Source organism: Bacillus sp. 2D03, assembly GCF_003946765.1.
Lineage (GTDB): Bacteria > Bacillota > Bacilli > Bacillales > Bacillaceae_G > Bacillus_A > Bacillus_A cereus.
The window spans coordinates 104,351-126,998 of record NZ_RPSJ01000002.1 but is presented as its reverse complement, the minus strand read 5'-3'; the positions used below and the strand labels follow the sequence as shown (position 1 = coordinate 126,998).

Sequence of the window (22,648 nt, the reverse complement as noted above, 5' to 3'; positions counted from 1 at the left end):
ATCATATTAATGACAAAATATATGTGAGCTACGTGACAAGTACGTTGTCATTTTATTCATATGAGACAAATACTTTTAAAGGAGTAATTATTCCTTCACTTAATTCCTCAAAACATTTTTCAAGCGCAGTATAATGAATTTCATGTTGAAAAATCTCTTCTATCCATGGCGTCTGTTCTATTTGACTAAAAAACCAATCTGCATGTTTTTGGTAATCATATCCATCACTTGAACCAATGATTTTCAATTCTTTTCGATAAAAGTCGGCGGTTAATGTTAAGTCTTCTATATTACCATCAGAAAGAATGCATATCGCTCCATTACTATTAATAGCCTTTTGCAATGTGTGAAACCCTCTATTTATAGCAGAACATTCCAAACCGTAATTATATGTTTCTATTATTTGTTTTTCTGAATCAAAGAGGTTTTTCGCACCAAACTTCTTTGCAAATTCTCTTCTATTTTTATTAGGCTCAACAACATCCACACGCTCAACACCTACATAGTATTTTAAGAAATAACAAGCGAGTAAACCGATAACTCCCATTCCAGTAATAAGTACTTTTTCATCCTGTCGCGGGTCTAGCTTCAATACTCCTTTAGCAGCATCACACGAAAGAATAGATAATAAAGCAACTTTAGGTTTTATATAACTAGGCACTCGAATTACTTTATCTCCCTTAACTATTCCTATCGTTTCATGTCCATAAAAAGAAACTACTTTATCACCTACGTTTAAATTTGTTACTTTATTATCAACTTGAATTACTTCACCATAACTTTCATATCCAGTTTTTTTTGGATAGATAGGATTTGTATCTGTAACATCCGATTCTTTATACTGTGGTAACTCTGCTCCAATACTTATTGCACCTGCAATTGTTTTAACGATAATTTCATCGTCCTGTATGTCCTTAATTTCATTTGTTTCCCACTCGATTTGTTTAGGCTCTTTTAAAATTAACTTATATTGTTCCATTTATATCCTCTCTTTTTATAAAGATGTTATAAGTAATATTGTTATCCATCTAGTTATCGACTATATTTATTTACCTAATAGAGAAATTACCCTTGCCCAGGTTTATACCGTTACTGCTTCTGTACATTACTGTTCAGCATCTAACACTTTAAGATTACTATTCTGATAACATCTTAAGAAAAGTTGTTGCCGCCCAAATAAAATACGCAAGTTGCGTAACGATATACATCGTAATTTCAAAACCTGTAAGCTTTCTTTCCCTTTTTATTTTCTTTAAATATCTATAAAAACAAAATGAACATAAGATCAGTAAAACAATAGACATTTGATATAGATTTTCCAATAAAAGAACTGCCATTTATTTCATCACCTTTCCAATAGAAAATAGGCTATAGTTCAAGCATATCACAAAAAACGGGATTAATTACCATATTATCCCAAGAAGATATTACCCAATTAAAACCAGTCACCTTTTTGAATTTACTCAATACAATGTTATATAATCAACTACACACGATATAATAGGAGATTACTTTCTTTCACTGCAAATGCTTAGGAGGAAGTTGTACATGCAATTGATTCATAACATAAGAAAGGCGTTTCATAACCTATGTCACTACGATACAGTCAATTTAATACACGCTATTCAATCATTAAATATTTCACTTCATAAAATATCTCCTTTTATTACTTCACCAGTTAATCTTGAATACGGAAGGAACGTTATCTATCAGTCTGAATTTGTAGAGATTTTAGTATTAAATTTCCCCAGCAAAGCAAAGACTTTTGTGCACGATCACGGAATATCTGTAGGATGTATACTAATAGTCAATGGTACGCTACAAAATATAACGTACGAAAATAATAGCGAGCGGATTGAAGAGTTTACAGAGGGAAATATTTTCACAGTAAAAAAAGATACTGTGCATAAAATGTATAATGCTACAGATTCGGCAGTAATAACTTTCCACGTATATTCCCCACCATTAAAAGATGTCCAAATATATGAATAGTCTTTAGAAGGAGGAAATATGCAAAATTTGAAAGATTACTATATAAAGAGCTTACAAGATGGTCGTAACGTTTGGCTCTATGGACAAAAAGTAGATGTAACTACAGACAAACATTTTGCAGGAACATTAAGTACCATTTCTAATTTATTTTCATTGTTTGATGATCCAATACGAAGAGATTCTGTTGGATATGTTAGCCCAAAAACGAAAGAATTTGTCCATACAGCCTTTTTAATTCCGAATTCCTATAACGAATTATTAATGAGAAGAACCGCTTTTGAAACGTGGAGTTATGCTACAGACGGTGTAATGAGTAGACTATCTGATTACGCAAGATCGAGACTTACCGGCTGGTACGTATCAAAATATTTTTATAAAAAATTCGATGTACAGTTTCCAGATAAAATTACATCTTATTATGAAGAAGCGAGAGATAATCACTTGTTCTTAAGCGTAGTTCAACGTGATCCACAAATAAATCGATCTACAGAATCAATGTTGAATACAAATGACTTAGGATTACTAAGAGTTACGAAGAAAACTTCTGACGGAATTTATTTAAGTGGTGCTAAAATGATCGGTACTGCTTCTCCTTATTCAAATGATTTATTAATCTATCCATTAGCAAAACTGACTGATACTCAAAAAGATTTAGCTCACTTTCTCATTGTGGCAGCCAATTCTCCTGGATTACATATGGTTTGTAGAGAACCATTTGCGAATACACATTCAATTACAGTTGATTCCCCTCTTAGCTCACAGTACGATGAAATGGATGCACTATTAATCTTTGATAATGTATTTGTACCATGGGAACGTGTCTTACTATATAACAACCCTGAAGCGTTATGGGCAATAAAGTCAGATATAGCTTCTAGTAGTTTAGCTTATCACCAAGCAATTGTACGATTAGTAGTAAAGCTAGAATTTATAACTGCAATTGCTTGTGAAATTGCTGAAGCAATCGGTGCTACTACTTATTTGCATGTTCAAGAGAAGCTTGGGGAATTAATTATGCAAATCGAAACAATTCGCGCACTTTTAATTGCTGCAGAAGTTGAAGGTACTACAAATGAAACAAAAACTTATTTGCCGAAATTTAAATATATCGAAACTGCAAGGAATCTTGGTTCCAAATATTATCCCCGTGCAATAGAAATTTTACAATTAATTGGAGCAGGTGGTTTCATTCAACTTCCTTCGAGCTCGAATGACTTCCAGAGTCCGATAGCTGATTTATTGAAAAAATACTTTAATGGAACGAATATAGATGCCGAACAACGTACAAAATTATTTAAGTTAGCCTGGGATATCATCGGAAGCCCATTAGGATCTAGACACGAATTGTACGAAAGATTTTACGCGGGAGATTCAATACGAAATACAGCTACGCAATATGTAAATTATGATAAAAATCATTTTAAAAAGATGCTAAGTAAATATTTACATTAATGAAAAAGAGCACTTTTTGCTAAGAGTGCTCTTAAAAAACATATAGTTATTCAGTTACATATATAGTTGCTCCGGCCACAACTGCTACTTTTCTCCGTAATCGTTTCATTTTATTCAACTTTTATAATTCAGCTTTATAACCTCTGGTATATGCTTCCTATCATATTTCCTCATATAGGCTTCTCCATCTGGAGTAACTAATTGTAAAACAATCTCACAACAAACCTCCTAATTCAAATTATTCCTTTCTAAACTGAAAATCCAACTGTCTTGATTGCTTGATTTCCTCAATTACTTTACGAATACCTTCTTCAATCTTATCTTCTTTTACATTCGAAACATTTAATTTTAATAGTTTTTCTTTAGGAAAATCCCTCATATAATTCTTATCAATAGTATCGACACTTATTTGAATGTCACCTAATTTTTGTATAAGTGTTTCTGTAACTATGTTTTTCTGCATTTCTAAACAAGTGTGTATTCCCAGTGTGTTTTGTCTATTATATGTAAATAATGATGAATTTTCATTTTGCACTTTTTCTAATGTTTCTGCTAGTTTTATTGATCTATTGTAGTAGGAAGAATTAATTTTACTTTTATGACGTTCAAACATACCACTCTTTATATAAATTTCTAAAGCCGCTTGAGAAATCATCGGACTATCAATATCTAGTATTTTTTTGTATGTATAGAAAGCATTTGCAATGGATCGTGGGATGACCGCAACTCCAACCCGTAAACCTGGAAAAATAATCTTCGAATAACTTTTCAAATATATGACATGACTACAATTATCCAAGCTATATAACGGATCTGCTTTTGAATCAGTTTCTAAATCTGCTAAATAATCATCTTCCACTATAAATACATTGTATTTCTTAGCCAATAGTGTGATTTTTTCTTTCTCATCTTTAGAATAAGACGTTCCAAGCGGATGATGATATCTCGGTATCGTATAGAAGAATTTTATTTTTCCAGTTTGAAATATTTGCTCCAATTCATTCAAATCGATACCTTTATTCGTACGTCTAATACCGATTACAGGAACTTTATTTATTTCTAGATAATCAATATATAGATGATATGTTGGCTGTTCAATTAATACAGTTTCATTTCCATTCGGAAATGGTATGGAAGTTAATATAGCAAGTGCCTGCTGAACACCTGACGTTATAAAAATATTTTCTTCTTTTGTAAAGACTTGATAATTTGCTAGTTGTTTTTGAATAACTGGTATTAAAGATGGTAACCCTTTCGGCGTTCCATATACAAACAAATCATTTTTATACGTATCAATAGCCTTATTAATACAATGTTGAAAATCTAAATATGGGAAAACATCTGGATCTGGTGCTGAGGAAGCAAAATCAATTATCTCGTTATTTTCTATGGTACTCCCAGATTTCTTAACAACGTAATATCCACTTTGAGGGACAGAATATATAATATGACGCTTTTCTAATTCATGAAGCGCACGTATAACTGTCGCCTTATTACATTCATATTGCGTAACGAGTGACCGTATAGACGGTAATTTCTTTCCTTCATTTATTTCTCCATTTTGAATCATATTTTCTATGTCGTTTAAAATATGTAAATACTTATACATATTACACCTCCTTCAGCAATTTTCTATTTAATTATATCGATTTTATATTCATATAGCATTCATTCCTCAATTAGTTAATTTTCCGATCATCTATATCGTAAATCCCAATAGCGTATGAATCATTTTCAATCCATTTCTTTACTGCTTCTGTTTTAAGTACCCCTTCAACTTCTTTTTCTATTTTCTGTCCAAGTTCTCTCGCCCCTACTTCATCATCGCTAATCTTAGTTTTTATATCAATGGTAACAGGTTGATTCTTTTTATAATTTATTTGCTGAATCCCAAACCCTTCATATCCATTCTTCCTGAATACGTCATCAAATATCTGTCCAAAAACTAACTCCCATCTATGTTCTGCATTTACAATCTCCTTGTTTCTTTGAGATATATTTACTTTATAGGACATAACACCTTGAATTTGCAATCTTTTATTAATTTCTTTTTTTATTTCGTTAGCATTTTCGCTATCAGCAATTTCTAAATCTACTATTCTTGCTTTTTCATCCCATATAGCAGCACTAAAAAAAGATTCCTCCTTTACCGCTGCTGTAGCAATATCCATCACTATAGAATCTTCACTTTTAGCATCTTCAATCTCATTCTCACAGGCACATAATAAAGCAAATGGAATTAAAAATACAAGTACCTTTGTTCCCTTTCTCATGTAGCACCCCTCCACAAATTTTCATTTACGATAAACTTTTTACTTTGACATATAAATACCTTCTATAATTATTAAATTTAACATTATTTCACATTTTCCCCACTTAACAAGGGAATTACAATTAATAAATAGAATATCTCTATGAATAAATAAAAAGTGAGGGATATATAATGCAACGTGTAAATACGATTGATATTAGTAATGTACTACAATTGGAAAAAACTCTTTCGACTTTATTAAATAAGATGATTTCTTCAAAACTAGACCTTGAAAATTGGTTAAAAGAGCAGTCAAAAGTAATTTGGGAAATCGAAGAACAATTAAGATTACATTACATCGCCTTTCAATGTAATACGGATGATGAAGAAATAAAGGATACATTTGAACATGATCAACAATTTGTAAAGCCACTTTTAAAGCGGTACCAAAATTTATTGGATAATAAATATTTAGAGTCACCTTTTCGAATGGAATTAGATTCTAACGTATATGGTTTATTAGATACAAAAATAAAAAATGCTCAAAAGTTATTTTGTGAGGAAAATATTGAATTAGAAATACAGGAAGACAAATTAGTCACAGAGTACTTTGAAATCACTGGAGGATTAAGTGCCATTTGGGACGGAGAAGAAAAAACGATAACAGAATTACAATCCTATTTACAAGATTCGAATCGTGACATCCGTAAAAAGGCAAAAACTATTATTTCTGAACAATTTTTATCTGTTGAAAAAGAACTCCAAAACATATTAAATCAATTAATTGAAATTCGCCATCAAAAAGCAAAAAATATTCAACTAGAGAATTATCGCGATTATATGTTCAAAAAATACGAGCGTTTTGATTATTCAGCGATAGATTGCTATGAACTAGCCGAATCCATACGTAAGTATGTTGTGCCTCTTAAAGATAAAATAATGCTAGAGAAAAAAGAAAAACTGCAAGTAGATACACTTCGCCCTTGGGATGTATCAGCTGTAACTCCAGATCAAAAAGTACTTAAACCTATTGCAAATGAAAATGATTTAATTGAAAAGAGCACTCATATCTTTAATAAACTAGATGTTGAATTTTCAGCACTTTTAAACCGAATGTATAAACACAATTGTCTTGATTTAACAAGCCGCAAAGGAAAAGCAGCTGGTGGCTTTTGTGAGTACTTACCAGCTTCACAATTATCTTATATTTTTATGAACTTAAATTATACACAAGATGATATTATCACTTTTATACATGAAATGGGTCATAGTATTCATAACGAACTCATAAAACCATTAGAATTACGACAGTATATAGAAGTTCCAGCTGAAACAGCTGAACTAGCCAGTATGACAATGGAGTTATTCTCGCTTAATTATTGGGATACCTTCTATACAGACAAAAAAGATTTAAAACAAGCAAAAATTAACTTCTTTAAAGATGTTATTTCATATTTACCTATTATGCTTATTGTAGATCAATTTCAACACTGGCTGTATGAAAATCCAATTCATACTTCTGAAGAAAGAAATGAAAAATACTTACAACTTCAAAAACATTATCAATCTAGCGTCATACATATTGATGGCTACGAAAACTGGATAGCAACGAGTTGGTTACCTGTACTCCATATTTTTGAAGTACCATTTTATTATATTGAATACGCGATTGCCCAACTTGGGGCATTACAAATGTATAAACAATATAAAGAGGATCCTAAGCAAACACTAGAAAATTATAAAAAGGCATTATCACTAGGAAGCTCGCAATCTATAAAAGAAGTATATGATGCAGCCGGTATTCGTTTTGATTTCTCTGGTGAAACCATAAAAGAACTAATGCTATTTGTAGAAAAAGAATTAGAATTACTTGAGCAATTATAAGAAGAAAACTACACCTATATTTTAGGTGTAGTTTTCTTCTTTATTTTATTAATCAGTTCTATGTACTGAGTATCTCCATATCCGATTGTAGGAAAAAGATGAAACAACTTCTTTAATAATTCTTGAGTTGATAAATCTTTATTTTTAGAAATGAATTTCATTACTGCATTATCTTCTGTTAACATTTCTAAAAATAAGTCTATAGCCTGATACATTACAGGTGGTACCTTATGGGGGGTCTTTTTATGGTTTACTAATACTTCATTGTATATAGAAGAGTAATTCCCCAATTCAAGTTCAATTTGATTTACTTTAAATTCATCCTCTCTAAAGCTATTTAAGTATACCTTCCCTTCATAAGCAGACTGTTCAAGGTGAGAAAGTATGGTAAGTAGGTTCATTTGGCAAAACATATCTTCACCAAACCATAGAACAATACATTTATACTTTTTCGTAAAAAGGTTTTCTAACGGATCTATAACCTTTTTTATATAACTTTCTACTGAACTGTTATGTCCTTTCGCTCTTGTTTTAATAAACTCTTCATTAAAAACTTGAGTAGTAGCCGAGTTCACACACATTGCCTCATTAAATGGGGCATAATCAGAATCACCCATTAGCTTTTTATTTTTAAATTCTTCATACATAACTTGACCATTTAATATGTTAAGTACCTCTTTATCAAATAGCTCACTCTTCCTATTTCGCAACTGTTCAACCTCTATTTTTCTAGAAATATTCATATTAAACGCCCCTTCTTTATTTAAATTTAGTTTAAGAAATGATTGAATAGACATTTTGTTAAGTTGATATTCTCTTGGATTCATTCCAAAAACATTTTTACATATTCGATTTAGCCGTTCCTATTTATAGTGCGATAGAATATTCATTTGCTGGAAATGGGAATATCATTGACTATGAACATTCTATTACAAAAGCACTATTTGAAGGCTACCAAGAGGAAAATGAACTACCAAAAGAGATGATAGACAAGTTTCCATTATTTATTAAATTAAAGGAGATTTTTGAATATAGCTTAATGCATATGTATTGGGATAAAGAAGAATTAAGGGAGGAACAAGTACGGATTATGAACCTTTATAGGATGAAGATCGAAAATAAGAATACCTATATCAATATTTAAGAACGCTGTTGTTTAACTACAAGGAAACTTTGGTTAAACAACAGCATTTATTAATTTGCTGACAGCCTTTTTTATGACTTATAAATACTGATTCAATAATCTTTTCAAATACACTTCATTTTGCGGTGATACTTTTTCAGAAAATCTAGCTGCAATAATAATAGGAGCCCATTGAAAAACTTCATCTCTTGATAAGCCGGTACGACTGCAATATATATGTAAATACATCTCAGCTAATTCTACCGAAGATTGTGAGTACAACAAGTATGTTCGAAATACATCTGCGCGAATATCACCTGAACTTGCATCTACCCAGTCTATAACTTTCACTTTCTCTTCCTTACTCAAAATCAAATTAAATGGATGGAAATCTCCATGACATAGCCTAAAATCAAATGTAATAGAATCTAATTTTTGTAATATATTCTTCTTTTTGCTTTCATCCAATTTATGTACAGATTTAATTTGACGCTCTAACCTTTTCCTCATTAACTCCATTTCATCTGTATTCACACGTATAGCATGGATCTTTTTTTGCTCATTAACACAAAGTCCGATATAACGCTCTGCCTCATTCAAATTATTAAGCAGGAGATTACCAATGTTCTCCCCTTTTACATATTCCATAATAATTGCCTGTCTATTTTGTATCTTTGTCACTTCAAATACGTTTGGAACTGGCAGCCCGCATGAATACGCATATTTTTGTTTTTTTGCTTCCTTTATAGACTCTGTATCTGAGAGGTAATCTTTAAATAATTTTACAACCTTATCATCAGTTAAATAAATTTCTGCTGTATTCCCTTTTGCAATCGGATTACCTAAAACCACTTCATTTCTCCCCTTAACATAAATTAAAATAACACCTTATACCTCTCTTTAAATTCACTATAATCCTAGCTAAAACCTTCTTCACGAATATACAAAAAACTTACCGCTTTCCATCCTTAAATAGAAAGCGGTAAGTTTAATTGTTTAGGAATATCAGAATGAAACTCTGATGTATGCACAATTGAAAATGTATATCCTTGCTCAATAAATGATACTTCATTACATTTATATTCAAATGATACACCATTTTTCTTAAAGTTATTTTGGATTCGCTGTAAAAATGCGACGTCTGGTGTTCCGAAAGAAACGTGTACTTTCGGTGATAGAGCTTTCATCGCGATTGGAATCCAAGGTCGCTGCCACCAAGTTGCGACGACATAAGCAGTGCCACCAACTACAAAGTTAAAAATATCCCCGTCTTCCATCGTTTTCATATTTAGATTTGATTTCAGCCATTCCCTAAAAATAGGTACACTTTTAACAGGAAGACCAATTTCCCTTACATATAAAATGTTTAAAGGTGACTGCGGTACTAATACATCTTCTTTAACATAACTATGCGCGATAATTTCGAGTAGATTTCCATCTCCGTCTTTAAAGTATAAATTGAATCGACCATCCTCTTCATCAATTATATGACCATCTTTCCATTTCGCAATGAGTAATCCAGACTCCTCAAGCCATCTTGCTGTTTCATGAAATTTTGAATATGGGATTTCAAAAGCAACATGTGCAGGTGCAATTGGTTCATACACTTCTTGAAAACTAATTGTTGTATAAGGTGTTACTTCAAATTGAATGAAGGATGCTGTTTCTTTTTTTATTGGAAAAGATAATATGTCCTTATAAACTTGTTTTACCCCTTCCATGGAAACCGTTTGTAGTTTTATATCTGATATATGTGTAATCACTTTACATTCCCCCTCATTTCTTATTATCTATTCGTATTGTATTACACTTATAAATAGATAAAATCAAACGGAAGGATGGATTTTTCATATAGAAACTACAACTTTAGTATGAATATGTTAGCTCCAATTATTTTTTATTTCTGCTATAACAATTTCTGGTTTATCCCAGTGCAACATGTGTGTAGTATCAGGAATTACTTTTACTATCCTGTCCGTTTTCTCTTTGAAAACATTTACTGTCTTATCTCTATAATCCGCCCAAACTTGTGGAACTGTAGCTCGGAGTAATACAATATTAGCCGGCAGCTTCTCATATATATCTATCGTTTCATCTTTATGCATACCTCTTATTATATTACTAGCTGTATTCCCCCTGGCATGCCACCATACTTTGTTATCCATTTCGATCCCTAGGTCCTTTACAGCAACTTCTAACAATGAAGACCACCTAGTATAAGCTTCTTTTTCACTTTTGAAAAATTCGTCCCAATTATTAAAAACGTATTCATCAAAGTCCTTTTCATAATAAGCAATTTCTTCTTCCAACGTTTTTTCTTGAAGCCTTTTTGTTTGATATCCACCATCAATAAGAATACTTCCTTGTACTTTTTCTGAATGATGTAACAAATAAAATAACGCTACAAAACTTCCCCATGAATGTGATAGAAAATAGAAGTATTCGATTCTCAATTCATTTATTATTTCATTTAACCAATTTGCTAAATTCTGCATCTCATAATCTTCTGTTCTTTCAAATGGCGGTGTTTTACCATGTCCAGGTGCATCAACGGAGATAAATCTATACTCTTCTTTTAATTCCTCAGCAATTTCTATAAAACTTAAACTCGTACTACCTAATCCATGTAAAAAAAAGATAACGGGCTTGTCATTATTCCCCCATTCAGTAATATGTACATTTATTTTTTCATTGCTAATATAGTAACGTTTCAAAACATTTATCCTCCATATTTTGATTTACACTTTATTTATTTCTATTATTTTCAAGTATTTCCTGTATTCTTTTCCACACAAAAAGCTGCTTTTCTTTAAATGAAAAGCAGCTTTTACGCTAAAATATATTATAATTTAACAGCGATAATCATAAATCTTTTTGAATTTGTATGAATCCCTTTTTCAGAACTATTCGTGTCAATGAACTTTTGTAAAATAGTAAAATCCTCTTCCTCTTCTCCAAATCTAGGAATAATAGGTGTATGTTTTAATAAGAAAATAAGATCTTCAGGCGTACTGTAATAATCAGTAACATCATATTCACGTACTTGCACGAGTTCAAATCCTGCATTTATAAGTTCACCCATATACTTTTCTTTTAAAGTTCCATCTCTTTCACCTAAGCATTGTCCTCTCCCAAATGTCTCTTTTAGGTTTAATTTATCATGTTCGCTAACTTGTTGCGTTAAGAAAAAAGCACCCTTTTTCATTACTTTTGATAATTCAGTCGCTGCAAATGGTGCATGACAACTTGAAGCGATATCAAAATGCGCATGTGGAAACGTTAAAGCTTCAGAACCCATTTGAAGAAACTCAACATTTTGTACACCTGATTTTTTCAAATTAGAATGTGCCGTTTCAATCATGCCGTTAGAATTATCAATTCCAATTAACAATTTAGCCCAAGATGCTATGTTAAGTACATTTTCTCCTCCACCTGTACCAACATCAAGTAGAATGTCTGATGGTTTACATCTTTCTTTTACTTCTCCATAAAAGTCCCATACTTCTCCTACAGTTTCACTTTTTATTTTACTAAAATCCCATCCATTTAATCTTCCTACTTTATCATAAAAGCTTTTATACTCTAATTCATTCACCTTATAATTTCCCCTTTGTAAAAATAAATTAAACATGTATTATAACCTGCAACACTGTTTAATTATATATTATAAAATAAAAATTATTAAAACAACATTTCACTTCGCACTACATTTAGTTTACATAACAATTTTATAGTTTATCTTTAACTATATGTTCTAAATGTCTTCTTCCCCAACTACACATACTATCCAAAACAGTACTGACTGTTTTTCCATGCTCAGTTAAGCTATATTCTACTTTAGGTGGTATTTCTTGATGATGCTTATGAATCTTATAAATCTCTTTCTCTTGTAAAAAGGCCTGGCCATAATAATGAAATTGCACATACTGTTCTATATTTAATGCAAAATAGTTTTACTACAGGTAATGTATTATTTCCAGATGGAGGGTACACATATCATTAATTATTAAAAATTTAATGCCTCCTTGTATTAACTAGCATTAAGGAGGCATTATTAACTAAAAAAGGGATCTATTAATGTAGGATCTTCTTTCAAAAGTTCTGCTAACAACACTAATTGCGGAAAAGGTCATAAGATTAACTCTTTATCCAGCAACCCCTTTTGTTCTCGAATCATTCCGCCTCCTCGCATAAAAACCGCCCTAATTTCTATTCCCTACAATTTTATATAAAATCAATATTATAAAGTAGGATTCAACAACTTCTTACAGAATTCTATATTTAATACGTATTGGACGGATTATTTTCAAGTTCCTCTATAAAAAAGGGAGGTCATACAATTGTGAAATTTGTACAAGAACAAAGATTAACTGTCAAGACAACTTTTTCAAAAGAATACAAGATTTTTATTTTTGGTTTACTCATTTCACGAATCGGGGATTCACTATATACTTTTGCACTGCCTTGGATTGCCTATCAATTAACTGGTTCAGCTGTAATTATGAGTTCTTTATTTGCTGTTAACGTATTGCCAATCGTTTTATTTGGCCCTTTAGTTGGTGTACTAGTTGATCGATATGATCGAAAAAAGTTACTTTGGATGGCGGATATCACCAATATTATTTTAGTAAGTCTCGTACCAATTTTACATGCATTACATATATTAGAAGTCTGGCATTTATACGTAATTACTTTTATCTTAGCAGTTATGTCCATGCTTTTTGATGTAACAACAGTTACAGTCATTCCACACATCGCAGGTGCATCATTAACGAAGGCTAATTCTTTATATCAAATGGTTAATCAATTGGCTAGTTTGTTTGGTCCAATCATAGCTGGGCTTTTCATATCTTTTATTGGCGGCTTTCAAGTACTTTGGATTAATGTTCTTTCATTTATTGCTACATTAATTGCTGTGATTATATTACCTTCTATGAAAAACTTAAATAAAAAGAATACTGATAAAAAAACATTGCAAAATGTACTAAATGATTTGTTTGATGGATTTAAATGGCTCAAAAATGATCGGTTAAATATAGCTTTGTCACTTCAAGCTATGGTAGGTAACTTTGGAGCAAGTGCTGTTTTAGGTGTACTTATGTATTATTTATTATCGACATTAAATCTTACCTCCGCACAAAGTGGCTATAATTATACTTTAATAGGAATAGGTGGGCTTTTAGGAAGCTTAATTGCCGTTCCTTTAGAAAAGAAATTTCGACGTGGTGTACTTATTCCTTTACTCCTATTTTTAGGAGCGCTTGGGTTAACATTTGCTTTGTGGAGTACATATTGGCTTGCTCCCGGAATTGCTTTCGGAATCGCGATGACATGTAATATCACATGGAATACGATTGTTACATCAATTCGCCAGGAAACTGTTCCATCCAATTTGCAAGGACGTGTTTTAGGTTTTTCTCGTGTACTTACACGATTAGCTATGCCATTAGGCGCATTAGTAGGTGGAATTATTTCAGCCTACAATCCTGTATTTATATTTGCTTTAGCTGCTTTTACTAAATTAATTGAAGTCTTTATTGCCTTATATAGTCCGATACGAAAACTGTAAAGATGAAGATTTATATATTTTGAGATATTAATAAAATAAAAAAGGCATAAAACATGCCTTTTTTTATTACTTATTTGTTTATTGGATAACAAACTTCTGTAACCCACTTATTAGGATCGGATTCCATCGCTGGGCTCACATGATAAATATTAAACATCGGGCCTGCTAATTTGTAACCCTCTGTCTCAATCCATTTTGCCGCAGCCTCATTTACAGCTGTCATCTGTTCATAACTTCCATTAACTGTTATAGAAGCTACATTAGTCGATTCCATATTTTTAAATGTAACGTCTTTTGTATTTTCGTGCTTACCAAGAATACTTAGCTGTATTTCTATATCCACATCATTTTCTTTGTATTCACGATCATGGAAAACCGCAATACTATAACTCGGTTGGGCAATACTAATATTTTTCATTTGAATTTCTTGCATTAATACACTCCATAAATCACCTTCGCAATTATACGATGGAATAATCTTTCTAACACTAGCTACAGTTCTTTCTGGAATTTCTTTTATTGAAACATGATAATTCATCTCAACAACATCCTCTCTCATCGTTTTCATTGAGTCTTCGAGGAGACGTAATTGTTTTTGGAGGTTATTCATGTCTTCTTTAATTTGAGCACTACGATTAAAAAATTGCTCTTTTATGGTATCTATATTATCGCATTCTATTATTTCTTTGATGGTAGCAATATTAAACCCCATAGCTTTTAACGTTTGAATTTGATTTACTTTTTTTAATTGGTCTGCTGAATAAAATCGATATCCACTCTGCTCATCGACTTTTACTGGTTGTAGTAATTCCACTTTATCGTAGTGTCTCAACATTCGTATACTAATGGAAGATAGTTTTGAAAAATCCCCTATTTTAAACATGATTTCCTCCTATAAGTTACATCTACTTTGAAGCTCAACTTTATCTTAAACAATGACATTATGTGAGGGTCAACTGTTTATAACGTTTGAATTATATTTCTTTAATTATTTACCCTTATATACTCTTCTGTCTTATGCCTATAAAGATTGATAATAATCCGTTCACAGCTAATAAAATTACTATAATACTTGTAAGTAAACCTACATCTGCCGCAAATATTTTTATCGTACGCCATGGTGAGCTTGTACAATAAGTAAGAAGTGGGATGAAAATAATAGATAATAGTAGGAATAGAGCCCCTACGAATAACCAAGTTAATTTTTTTACAGTTTCCTTATGTTTATATTTTTTAATTAACATAATTGATGAAATGAAAAGCGCGAGTATAACTGTAGACATAACAATTTGTGTAAATGGTATGCTTTTATGGGGATCAACCGGTTCTTCTTCATTCAAAATATTAATAATCCCCTTTTTTAATACTGAAAGTGCTGGTTCTTCTAATACATGATTTTTATTTGTTAAAATCACACCACCCCAGCCACTTTTATTTAAAGTAAATATTTCTGTACGAGCATCGGGCGTTGATCCTGAATGCCAAATCATCGTTTCGCTTTCATTTATACTTGTTGTTCTTAATCCAAAACCATAGCTTTTTTCTGAATTTATGTTATAAAGTGGTGTAAGATAAAGGTCGATGTTTTCTTTCTTTAAAAATTGAGTATCTTCTTGTCGATTCAAAAACATAATAAATTGAATCATATCTTCCAAATTTGCGGTAATATAACCATACGGTGCCCCGGCATTATCATAGGATACTACACTTTTTCTTGGTATGCCAAACCATGACTGATAACCTGTTAAATAGCCTTTTTCATATGCAGTTTCTTTACTTGCTGCCGCACCATTCATATTTAATAGCTGAAAAACATGTTTTTCCATATATGAGGAATATGTATCATTTGTAATTTCCTCAATAAGTGCACCTAAAACAATATAATTCGCATTACTATATTGATATTTTTCTCCTGGTAGAGCAGTTAATTTTACATTTGAAAGTCTCATTACATTTTCTTTTAATGCTGTAGAACTTTTGGATTGCTTATCTGATATTAATAAGCCTTCATATGTGTTTATTCCGCTTGTATGAGTTAAAAGGTGTTGGATTGTTATAGATGAGGATATTTGAGAATCTTTTAGTTTAAACCAAGGAAGATGTTGTTGAACTGAATCCTCTAATTTTATCTTTTTGTCTTCTATTAATTTCACTATAGCTAAAGCTGTTAAAGATTTGCTTATTGAGCCGATTGCAAATGGTGTTTTACTAGTTATTTTTTTTTCAGATTCCCCAGTAATCCCCCACGTTTTAGTGAAGAATACATCTTTATTATGTACAATTGCAACAGCAGCCCCTGGAATATTCTGTTCCTTTATAAATTTTTCAATATACTTATCTAAAGTAGCTTTAATATCTTGCTGAGCATATGCTTTTGGATAAATGATACATAATACTATTACATTACAAAGAATATAGATTTGAAATAGTTTATAGATAGTTTTCTTCATTATACTTTAGATAGCTTTCTTTTTTTATAACTTACTAAGCTAATAAACACTACTACAGAGAGCATAAAGCTAATCATTATTAATAAAACGTTCCACCATTGATTCTCTGATATGCGATATAAAATATTATAATTAAATGTATTTTTGCTATTAGTTGAATTAAATGATTCAGTTAAAAATATTGAAAATGTAGTTTGCGAGATGAGGTAAGTAATAATTGCGATGAATATGCCACGTAAGATAAATGTGTTAAATTTTCCTTTTTCATTTTGAAGTTGTTTCATTTTAACTTGTAAATCAATTTCATTTATTTCTATAAAATCTTTAACAAATAATTGAGGGGTACCTAAATCATCTATACTGTCTTCACCATGTTCATGACACTCTTGAATATGTTCTAATATTTGTCTCTTAATATTTTCCCTTTCTTCTAAACTAATATCGTATTGCTTTAATTCCTTAAGTACATCTCTTAAAAATTGCTTTTCTTTACCTATCAATTTATTCCTCATTTCAGAAGGTCTCCTTTCAAACCGCTTTTTAATAATGTTTGAATGTCCAATTGCAATTCTAACCACTCATTAATTTTCTTCTCAAGACGTATTTTCCCATTTTCATTAATTTCATAATAAATCCTCACTTTACCACTGTCTGTTACCTCTTGATAAGTGTTAACCCACTCTTGATTTTTCAACTTAGTTAAAATAGGATAAATACTTCCTACTCCTTTCAATTTTAAATTGTTTATTTCAAGTTCTTTCATGATCTCATAACCATAACTTTTCTTTTTCGATAAAATAGATAATACACACATTTCTAAATGACCTTTAATTAAACTTGTTCTATCCATAGGATAAATTTAACAGAAATATATACTTCATTCAAGTATATATTTCTGTTAAATTTAAAAAATCAGACAATGCAAAATAGATTAATAAACAAAAACATATCACTTACGAACCATTTTAAACCTTAATTTTCGCTTTTATAATATAATAATTACATAATATATTAATCGTTTATCACTATTTGTTTTGTATCTCTCCTTCCATATTACTTCTTTTCTTATTGAAAAATATTGTATGGAGACATAAAAATACTAAAAGATCCAATTTCTTAATTTTGATATTAAGAAATTGGATCTTCTTTCATTACCTTGTATTAATCATACTACGCTAATATATACATTATAAAGAATATATGTGTTATTAATTTATGTTAATAACACATATATTAATAAAATTTACTGATTACTCTCAAGACATTCATAAACCGCCATCATATCTCGTTTATCCAACTCACGTATGCGATTGAAAATGGGTATTTGTCCAACAGCTTCTGTTAATAAGCTTTCATTCACAACATCACTTACTTTTCCAGTTAACCACGTTTGTACATCCACGCCCTCGACAACTTCTTTTAACCCTTCGTCATTAATACCACTTGCATTACAAGTTACACATGGAATTGTTAGTTTAAAGACACCATCATGTAGATTATCTTCGGTTATCACTTTCTTACCTTTACAAAATGGACATAGATTACTTTTTTTAATTTTATTAATTTGGGTAACTAATTTTTTGTATCCAAACGCTTCGTATACATACGTAAGTTTTTTATATTTACCATTTGTGAAATACTTATCTATAATGGTTTCTCTCGTTTCATAAACATTAGGGAAATCACAAACAGTTACCTGATTATTAACACTAATGGATTCGATATTTCCTTTTATTTCGCTCCAGAATGGTAAGACATTTTGTAACACCATTTCATAGTTTGAAAAGCTTGCTTGTTCTAATTCAAACATTTTCAATGCAACTTGTGCTTTTCTTGGCAATAAAGAAACATCTTCCGTCAATACCATATCGCCACCAACAAGAGACTTCAATTTAACAAGTGCCGGTAAATCACCAACTATTTTCAATACTTTATTAATAGGCTGATTGATTATTTCACGAATATCTACGTTACCAAATTTAAGTGGTTTATGATGATTTAAAACCGTCCCCTCACAAATTGGACATTTCATCATTTTTTTTGAACTCTTAATTTCTTCTTTAATAGGTGCTTTTGAAATAACAATATATCCACCAATAATTGTATTAAACCCTACCCATGTTCTGCGTGTCTTTCCTTTTTTATCATAAAATGATTTTTCAAAATATCCGTACCAAAACGTATGCTTTTCTTCTTCTGACATATCATTATAGCTCTTTGACAAATCGTGACCAAGCTCATTTTTTATTTCTTCGAATAGAAATTCTATTTTTTCATGCTGATAAAATTTTAATACCTTCATGATTTCTTGATCGAATAGCCCATCCCAAAATGGAACACTTTTATCTTGAATGGCAATATCTTTATCAAAAACTTCAATTTGAAGACGTCCAGAACAAGATGGACAATGATTGTCCTGTGAATAGAAATCAAAACTTCTCGTATCTTTATTAATTGGATGAGCAGCTACAATATGATTAATTAATCCACCAATCTCATATAAGAAACTATATTGACTATATAAATGTCTTTCAAGATCAATAGCAACAACAGGTGCAATTGTATCAGATTCATATTCGCCATAAATTAAACGGGCCATTGATGATAAACTTTTTAAAATACCACCCTTATAAAGGTTTTCGGCATTTTTAAAATAGTTAATATGATTTTCTTCTAAATAGTGAACGCCTTCTTTATGCTTAAGTGCTGAAGAAATATGTATTTGCTCAGCATTATTCACACTGCTTTTTTGACGATAATAATTTTCATGACTTACTACATCAAGATGCTTTATAGATTCAGGCTGTCTTTTCCCGAAATCTACAATATAATCAGAGCTTTCTAACATGTAACTATTATGTTCAATCATAATGATAGAGACTGATTCATCTTGCAATATCCCTCTAACACTATCTATAAATTGATTTAAAATATTTTGGGATAAACCTTTTGAAGGCTCATCAAAGATAAATAATGTATGTGGATTTCTAGTGTTTGCAAATAACTCCGAAACTAAATGAACACATTGAAACTCACCTGTTGATAATGTTTGTGTTTTTCGTTCTAACGTTAAATAACCAAGTCCTAATTTAATAAGTAGACTCAAGCGTTTATACGCAATATCTTCATTTGGAAGTTCATCTATAATATCCTCGATCGAACGCTCAAAAATATCATCAATTTCTTCACTATACTTTGATAGTTTCTTTTTAATATCTAGGAAAGTGGCTACAGTTGATCGACTTGTAATGGATTGATTTCGATCTTGTCCTACCATAACTAATTTATCTTTTGGATATCGTTTCAAGAAATCTGTAGCTAAACATTCATTGACAAGTGTAGATTTCCCGCATCCAGATTCTCCAGTAACCGTCACAAGCCTATTTTTAGGGATTTGAAACTCCGCCATTTGGATATTACGGCAATATAATTCATGGAATGTATAGTATTCTGTTGGTACTTCTTTATTTAGATCCGACAGTATTGGTTTTGGTCTTGGCGATTCTTTCACAATTTGTCCACCATATTTTCCGCTACCAGGTCCAAAGAACAATTGCTCATCTGTTGTATCCAGTACAGTATCTGAATGATCAATGAGCCAAATTTGATTTTTACACCCTAACTGCTTAATCTCTTCTAATATTTGTAATAATGTTTCATGATCAAGTCCAACTGAAATCTCATCAATAATAATTACAGCATTTTCGCTTACTGCCATAAATTCAGCCAAATATAGTCTTGTTAACTCTCCACCTGACAACGTACCCATAATTCGATTTAATGTTAAATAACCAATGTTCATATTAATTATATTTTGCAGTATATGTTGCTTTGCTTCACTAATTTTTAACTCTTCCGCTAACGAAAGAATAGACTCAACACTTAAATCATTAATATTTGAAATTGTATGTGGTTTAGCAAATAAATCTATCTTATGTTGTTCGATTTCTTCGCTATAACGTTTTCCCTTACATTTTTTACACTCAATATTTTTAGTAGTACCTCGGCCTTTACAGCCAGTACACCAGCCTAACTGGTTATTGAATGAAAAAACCTCAGGTGAAAGATGAAATACATCAGCAAGTTTTTCACGTACCTCTGTGAAAACACCAGTATGTGTACCGATTGTTGAACGTGGATTGGAAGAAATCGATGATTTTCCTAGAAAAAGAACTAAAGGCATATCTTCTATCTTAATAGCACTAAAATTCGTTTGCATAATGTTAGGAAATAAATATTGATATTCAGCCTTTGGCAATAAAGAAACTAATCGTTTTTTTGATTCTTCACCAATCGTTTGACAAAAGGTTGTTTTACCTGAGCCTGATAACCCAGCGATTCCAAACGACTTATTAAATGGAATCACTGTATCTAATTTATTTATGTTATTAGCAATTAATTGATTTACTTTCATATTAACCTCTATTCTTATTTTTCTTTAAAATCATTTTTACAGTGTAATAATTACATAATGAATATAACTTTTTATACAATTATCCTCTCATTTCAAGGATCTTATTCTTATATGTTTCAAACCATTGTTGCCATTCATCTTTAGAAAATTCTTTTTCTTTTCCTTCTAGTACGGAAGAAAAAAGATCTAAGCAAATATGCCAACCAGCTATATCTTTCGGTGTATGATCAGTTAATACATGAATGTACTCTTTAAGAAGTAAAAGAGTCCCACTTTCTTCTTTATGTATTTCAAATCGGACACGATCTTTATCCCAAGTAAATTCAAGTACTGAATTTACTTGACACTCTAAAATATCCATATTTATAAATGAACCGTCCATCATGTCGAACTTTATTATTCCACCCGTTTTAAGACTTTCAATTTGTAAATTAGACATCCATTTTTTAAGCTTACTGTTTTCTGTTAAAACAGACCAAACTTCTTCTGCCGTATATGGAAATTGGCGTTCAAATTTCACAATATATCCATCATTTAGTTTCCCAATTTCAGCTATCATTTTGATTGCCTCCTTATACAGAATATATGTTCTCATTTCATTTTACACGAATATAAATATAAAATAAATATTTATGTCAACGAAGTGTTAATTTAAAGTGACTGACGCTGAGAAAAACTTAAATATTTTCTAAATCGAGTTATATAGTATTGAAAATTAAATATAGATTTACGTACAAATAAAAAAGCCGCATTTGCGACTTATGAAATCATAGGATTAACTCCTTTTTTGGTTGAATGATTAGCGCTTAATCGCATCGACAATTAGCGATGGAAAACCAAGTTTATCGCCTTTATTTCTAGAATCATACCTTTTCGAACGGAAAATAACACCGTCGTTTGCATCCCATTCGTTGTAATAAAACTGACCATTTCCATCACAATATTCAAGTAAAACTACCTCAAATCCAGCAAATTTAAACATTTCCGTTAATGTTTTATAATTATGAACAATTTTATGACTTGCTGCTGGATGATCTTTCGGGCCAGGTCCGCCTATTTGAACTATGTTTTGGTATGCTTCATCTCGGAAAAATGCATCAGGAACACCACAACGAATATGCCCTCCTGGCTTTAAAAATTCATAACAAATTTCAGCTGCTCTTACACCTTCTTCAAAAGTAAGGTGTTCCCATACATGCTCAGCTAAAATAGCTGAAATAGAGTTGTATTCAAATCTTTCTTCCCACGTAGCTTTATCTAGTAAGTTAAGTTCATCTTCTTGCGTTTGAATCCAAGCTGGATTATTATTAAACACTCCAGCTCCGGCAACTACTTTAATTTCGTCTTGTTTTATTGCCACCATGTTCACCTCTTAAATATTTTAATTCATTAATATATTCTATGTTTACTATTATCCTTCCTCCTTTAACAAATTTAGTACCATGAGTCCAGTACAATACCGAACTCATGTCCTAAAACTCTCTAACGCAACGATCTGTCTAACTCTATAAAA

21 protein-coding genes and 3 pseudogenes are annotated in these 22,648 nt (G+C 31.1%); 6 read left to right on the top strand and 18 right to left on the bottom strand.

Features of this window, described 5'->3' with window-relative positions; genetic code table 11:
- Positions 1–52: 52 nt before the first annotated feature.
- Together EBQ15_RS31040 and EBQ15_RS05620 are read right to left on the bottom strand one after the other, a co-directional pair.
- Positions 53–979, bottom strand: coding sequence for a zinc-binding dehydrogenase (locus EBQ15_RS31040; RefSeq protein WP_000438838.1), 927 nt, complete (start codon positions 977–979; stop codon positions 53–55).
- Between the two features lie 157 nt (positions 980–1,136).
- Positions 1,137–1,337 carry a hypothetical protein gene (locus EBQ15_RS05620; RefSeq protein WP_000279681.1) on the bottom strand — a complete coding sequence of 67 codons (201 nt, stop codon included), beginning with the start codon at positions 1,335–1,337 and terminating at the stop codon, positions 1,137–1,139.
- A gap of 211 nt (positions 1,338–1,548) precedes the next feature.
- Between EBQ15_RS05620 and EBQ15_RS05615 the strand changes: the two genes are divergently transcribed.
- Positions 1,549–1,992 (top strand): cysteine dioxygenase, encoded by a 444-nt coding sequence (locus EBQ15_RS05615; RefSeq protein ID WP_001176006.1) that lies wholly within the window; start codon positions 1,549–1,551, stop codon positions 1,990–1,992.
- A gap of 18 nt (positions 1,993–2,010) precedes the next feature.
- Positions 2,011–3,444 (top strand): 4-hydroxyphenylacetate 3-hydroxylase family protein, encoded by a 1,434-nt coding sequence (locus EBQ15_RS05610; protein WP_001180376.1) that lies wholly within the window; start codon positions 2,011–2,013, stop codon positions 3,442–3,444.
- A gap of 114 nt (positions 3,445–3,558) precedes the next feature.
- On the opposite strand, the pseudogene EBQ15_RS31520 reads toward EBQ15_RS05610, so the two are convergent.
- The 3 genes and pseudogenes from EBQ15_RS31520 to EBQ15_RS05595 all read right to left on the bottom strand — a co-directional run.
- Positions 3,559–3,669 (bottom strand): annotated as a pseudogene (locus tag EBQ15_RS31520) (carboxypeptidase regulatory-like domain-containing protein); the annotation flags it as partial.
- Between the two features lie 13 nt (positions 3,670–3,682).
- Positions 3,683–5,053 (bottom strand): aminotransferase-like domain-containing protein, encoded by a 1,371-nt coding sequence (locus EBQ15_RS05600; protein WP_000280118.1) that lies wholly within the window; start codon positions 5,051–5,053, stop codon positions 3,683–3,685.
- A 70-nt stretch (positions 5,054–5,123) separates the two neighbouring features.
- Positions 5,124–5,717, bottom strand: coding sequence for a DUF4030 domain-containing protein (locus EBQ15_RS05595; RefSeq protein ID WP_001225461.1), 594 nt, complete (start codon positions 5,715–5,717; stop codon positions 5,124–5,126).
- Positions 5,718–5,887: 170 nt separating this feature from the next.
- On the opposite strand from EBQ15_RS05595, the gene EBQ15_RS05590 reads away from it, so the two are divergent.
- Positions 5,888–7,579 carry a M3 family oligoendopeptidase gene (locus EBQ15_RS05590; protein ID WP_001190035.1) on the top strand — a complete coding sequence of 564 codons (1,692 nt, stop codon included), beginning with the start codon at positions 5,888–5,890 and terminating at the stop codon, positions 7,577–7,579.
- 14 nt (positions 7,580–7,593) lie between these two features.
- Here EBQ15_RS05590 and EBQ15_RS05585 read toward each other — a convergent pair whose 3' ends face one another.
- Entirely contained in the window at positions 7,594–8,406 is an 813-nt protein-coding gene (locus EBQ15_RS05585) for an AraC family transcriptional regulator (RefSeq protein WP_232292424.1), read from the bottom strand.
- On the opposite strand from EBQ15_RS05585, the gene EBQ15_RS05580 reads away from it, so the two are divergent.
- Positions 8,397–8,723: a hypothetical protein gene (locus EBQ15_RS05580; protein WP_001999850.1), complete on the top strand. Its 327-nt coding sequence runs from the start codon at positions 8,397–8,399 to the stop codon at positions 8,721–8,723. The two genes, EBQ15_RS05585 and EBQ15_RS05580, sit on opposite strands and share 10 nt — an antisense overlap.
- Before the next feature lie 78 nt (positions 8,724–8,801).
- Here the strand turns inward: EBQ15_RS05580 and EBQ15_RS05575 are convergent, their stop codons facing one another.
- From EBQ15_RS05575 to EBQ15_RS31515, 5 genes and pseudogenes are all read right to left on the bottom strand, one after another.
- On the bottom strand, positions 8,802–9,554 hold the full coding sequence (locus EBQ15_RS05575) for an aminoglycoside phosphotransferase family protein (RefSeq protein ID WP_000242842.1): 753 nt from the start codon (positions 9,552–9,554) through the stop codon (positions 8,802–8,804).
- 116 nt (positions 9,555–9,670) lie between these two features.
- Positions 9,671–10,465, bottom strand: a complete 795-nt coding sequence (locus tag EBQ15_RS05570; RefSeq protein WP_000627961.1) for a VOC family protein — start codon at positions 10,463–10,465, stop codon at positions 9,671–9,673.
- A 117-nt stretch (positions 10,466–10,582) separates the two neighbouring features.
- The gene (locus EBQ15_RS05565; RefSeq protein ID WP_000833453.1) at positions 10,583–11,416 is read right to left on the bottom strand and encodes an alpha/beta fold hydrolase; all 834 of its coding nucleotides are present in this window, start codon (positions 11,414–11,416) and stop codon (positions 10,583–10,585) included.
- Positions 11,417–11,544: 128 nt separating this feature from the next.
- The gene (locus EBQ15_RS05560; RefSeq protein ID WP_001003884.1) at positions 11,545–12,297 is read right to left on the bottom strand and encodes a class I SAM-dependent methyltransferase; all 753 of its coding nucleotides are present in this window, start codon (positions 12,295–12,297) and stop codon (positions 11,545–11,547) included.
- Between the two features lie 133 nt (positions 12,298–12,430).
- Positions 12,431–12,595, bottom strand: a pseudogene (locus tag EBQ15_RS31515) (winged helix-turn-helix transcriptional regulator); the annotation flags it as partial.
- On the opposite strand from EBQ15_RS31515, the pseudogene EBQ15_RS05550 reads away from it, so the two are divergent.
- Positions 12,562–12,705: pseudogene (locus EBQ15_RS05550) on the top strand (SDR family oxidoreductase); the annotation flags it as partial. The pseudogenes EBQ15_RS31515 and EBQ15_RS05550 overlap by 34 nt on opposite strands.
- Before the next feature lie 339 nt (positions 12,706–13,044).
- Complete coding sequence (locus EBQ15_RS05545; protein ID WP_000673885.1) at positions 13,045–14,271, top strand: MFS transporter; 1,227 nt, start codon at positions 13,045–13,047, stop codon at positions 14,269–14,271.
- Between the two features lie 70 nt (positions 14,272–14,341).
- Here the strand turns inward: EBQ15_RS05545 and EBQ15_RS05540 are convergent, their stop codons facing one another.
- From EBQ15_RS05540 to EBQ15_RS05510, 7 genes are all read right to left on the bottom strand, one after another.
- Positions 14,342–15,154 carry a MerR family transcriptional regulator gene (locus tag EBQ15_RS05540; RefSeq protein ID WP_000472627.1) on the bottom strand — a complete coding sequence of 271 codons (813 nt, stop codon included), beginning with the start codon at positions 15,152–15,154 and terminating at the stop codon, positions 14,342–14,344.
- A 115-nt stretch (positions 15,155–15,269) separates the two neighbouring features.
- Entirely contained in the window at positions 15,270–16,721 is a 1,452-nt protein-coding gene (locus tag EBQ15_RS05535) for a serine hydrolase domain-containing protein (RefSeq protein WP_000751428.1), read from the bottom strand.
- A complete protein-coding gene (locus tag EBQ15_RS05530) occupies positions 16,721–17,233 on the bottom strand; it encodes a hypothetical protein (RefSeq protein WP_001244705.1) in 513 nt (170 codons plus the stop codon). The genes EBQ15_RS05535 and EBQ15_RS05530 overlap by 1 nt, the downstream gene beginning before the upstream one ends.
- The gene (locus EBQ15_RS05525) at positions 17,230–17,535 is read right to left on the bottom strand and encodes a PadR family transcriptional regulator (RefSeq protein WP_002094025.1); all 306 of its coding nucleotides are present in this window, start codon (positions 17,533–17,535) and stop codon (positions 17,230–17,232) included. The genes EBQ15_RS05530 and EBQ15_RS05525 overlap by 4 nt, the downstream gene beginning before the upstream one ends.
- Positions 17,536–17,964: 429 nt before the next feature.
- Positions 17,965–21,135 (bottom strand): ATP-binding cassette domain-containing protein, encoded by a 3,171-nt coding sequence (locus EBQ15_RS05520; protein WP_000867775.1) that lies wholly within the window; start codon positions 21,133–21,135, stop codon positions 17,965–17,967.
- A gap of 79 nt (positions 21,136–21,214) precedes the next feature.
- Positions 21,215–21,694 (bottom strand): SRPBCC family protein, encoded by a 480-nt coding sequence (locus tag EBQ15_RS05515; protein ID WP_000559835.1) that lies wholly within the window; start codon positions 21,692–21,694, stop codon positions 21,215–21,217.
- A 240-nt stretch (positions 21,695–21,934) separates the two neighbouring features.
- A complete protein-coding gene (locus EBQ15_RS05510; protein ID WP_000225716.1) occupies positions 21,935–22,498 on the bottom strand; it encodes a class I SAM-dependent methyltransferase in 564 nt (187 codons plus the stop codon).
- Positions 22,499–22,648: the final 150 nt, after the last annotated feature.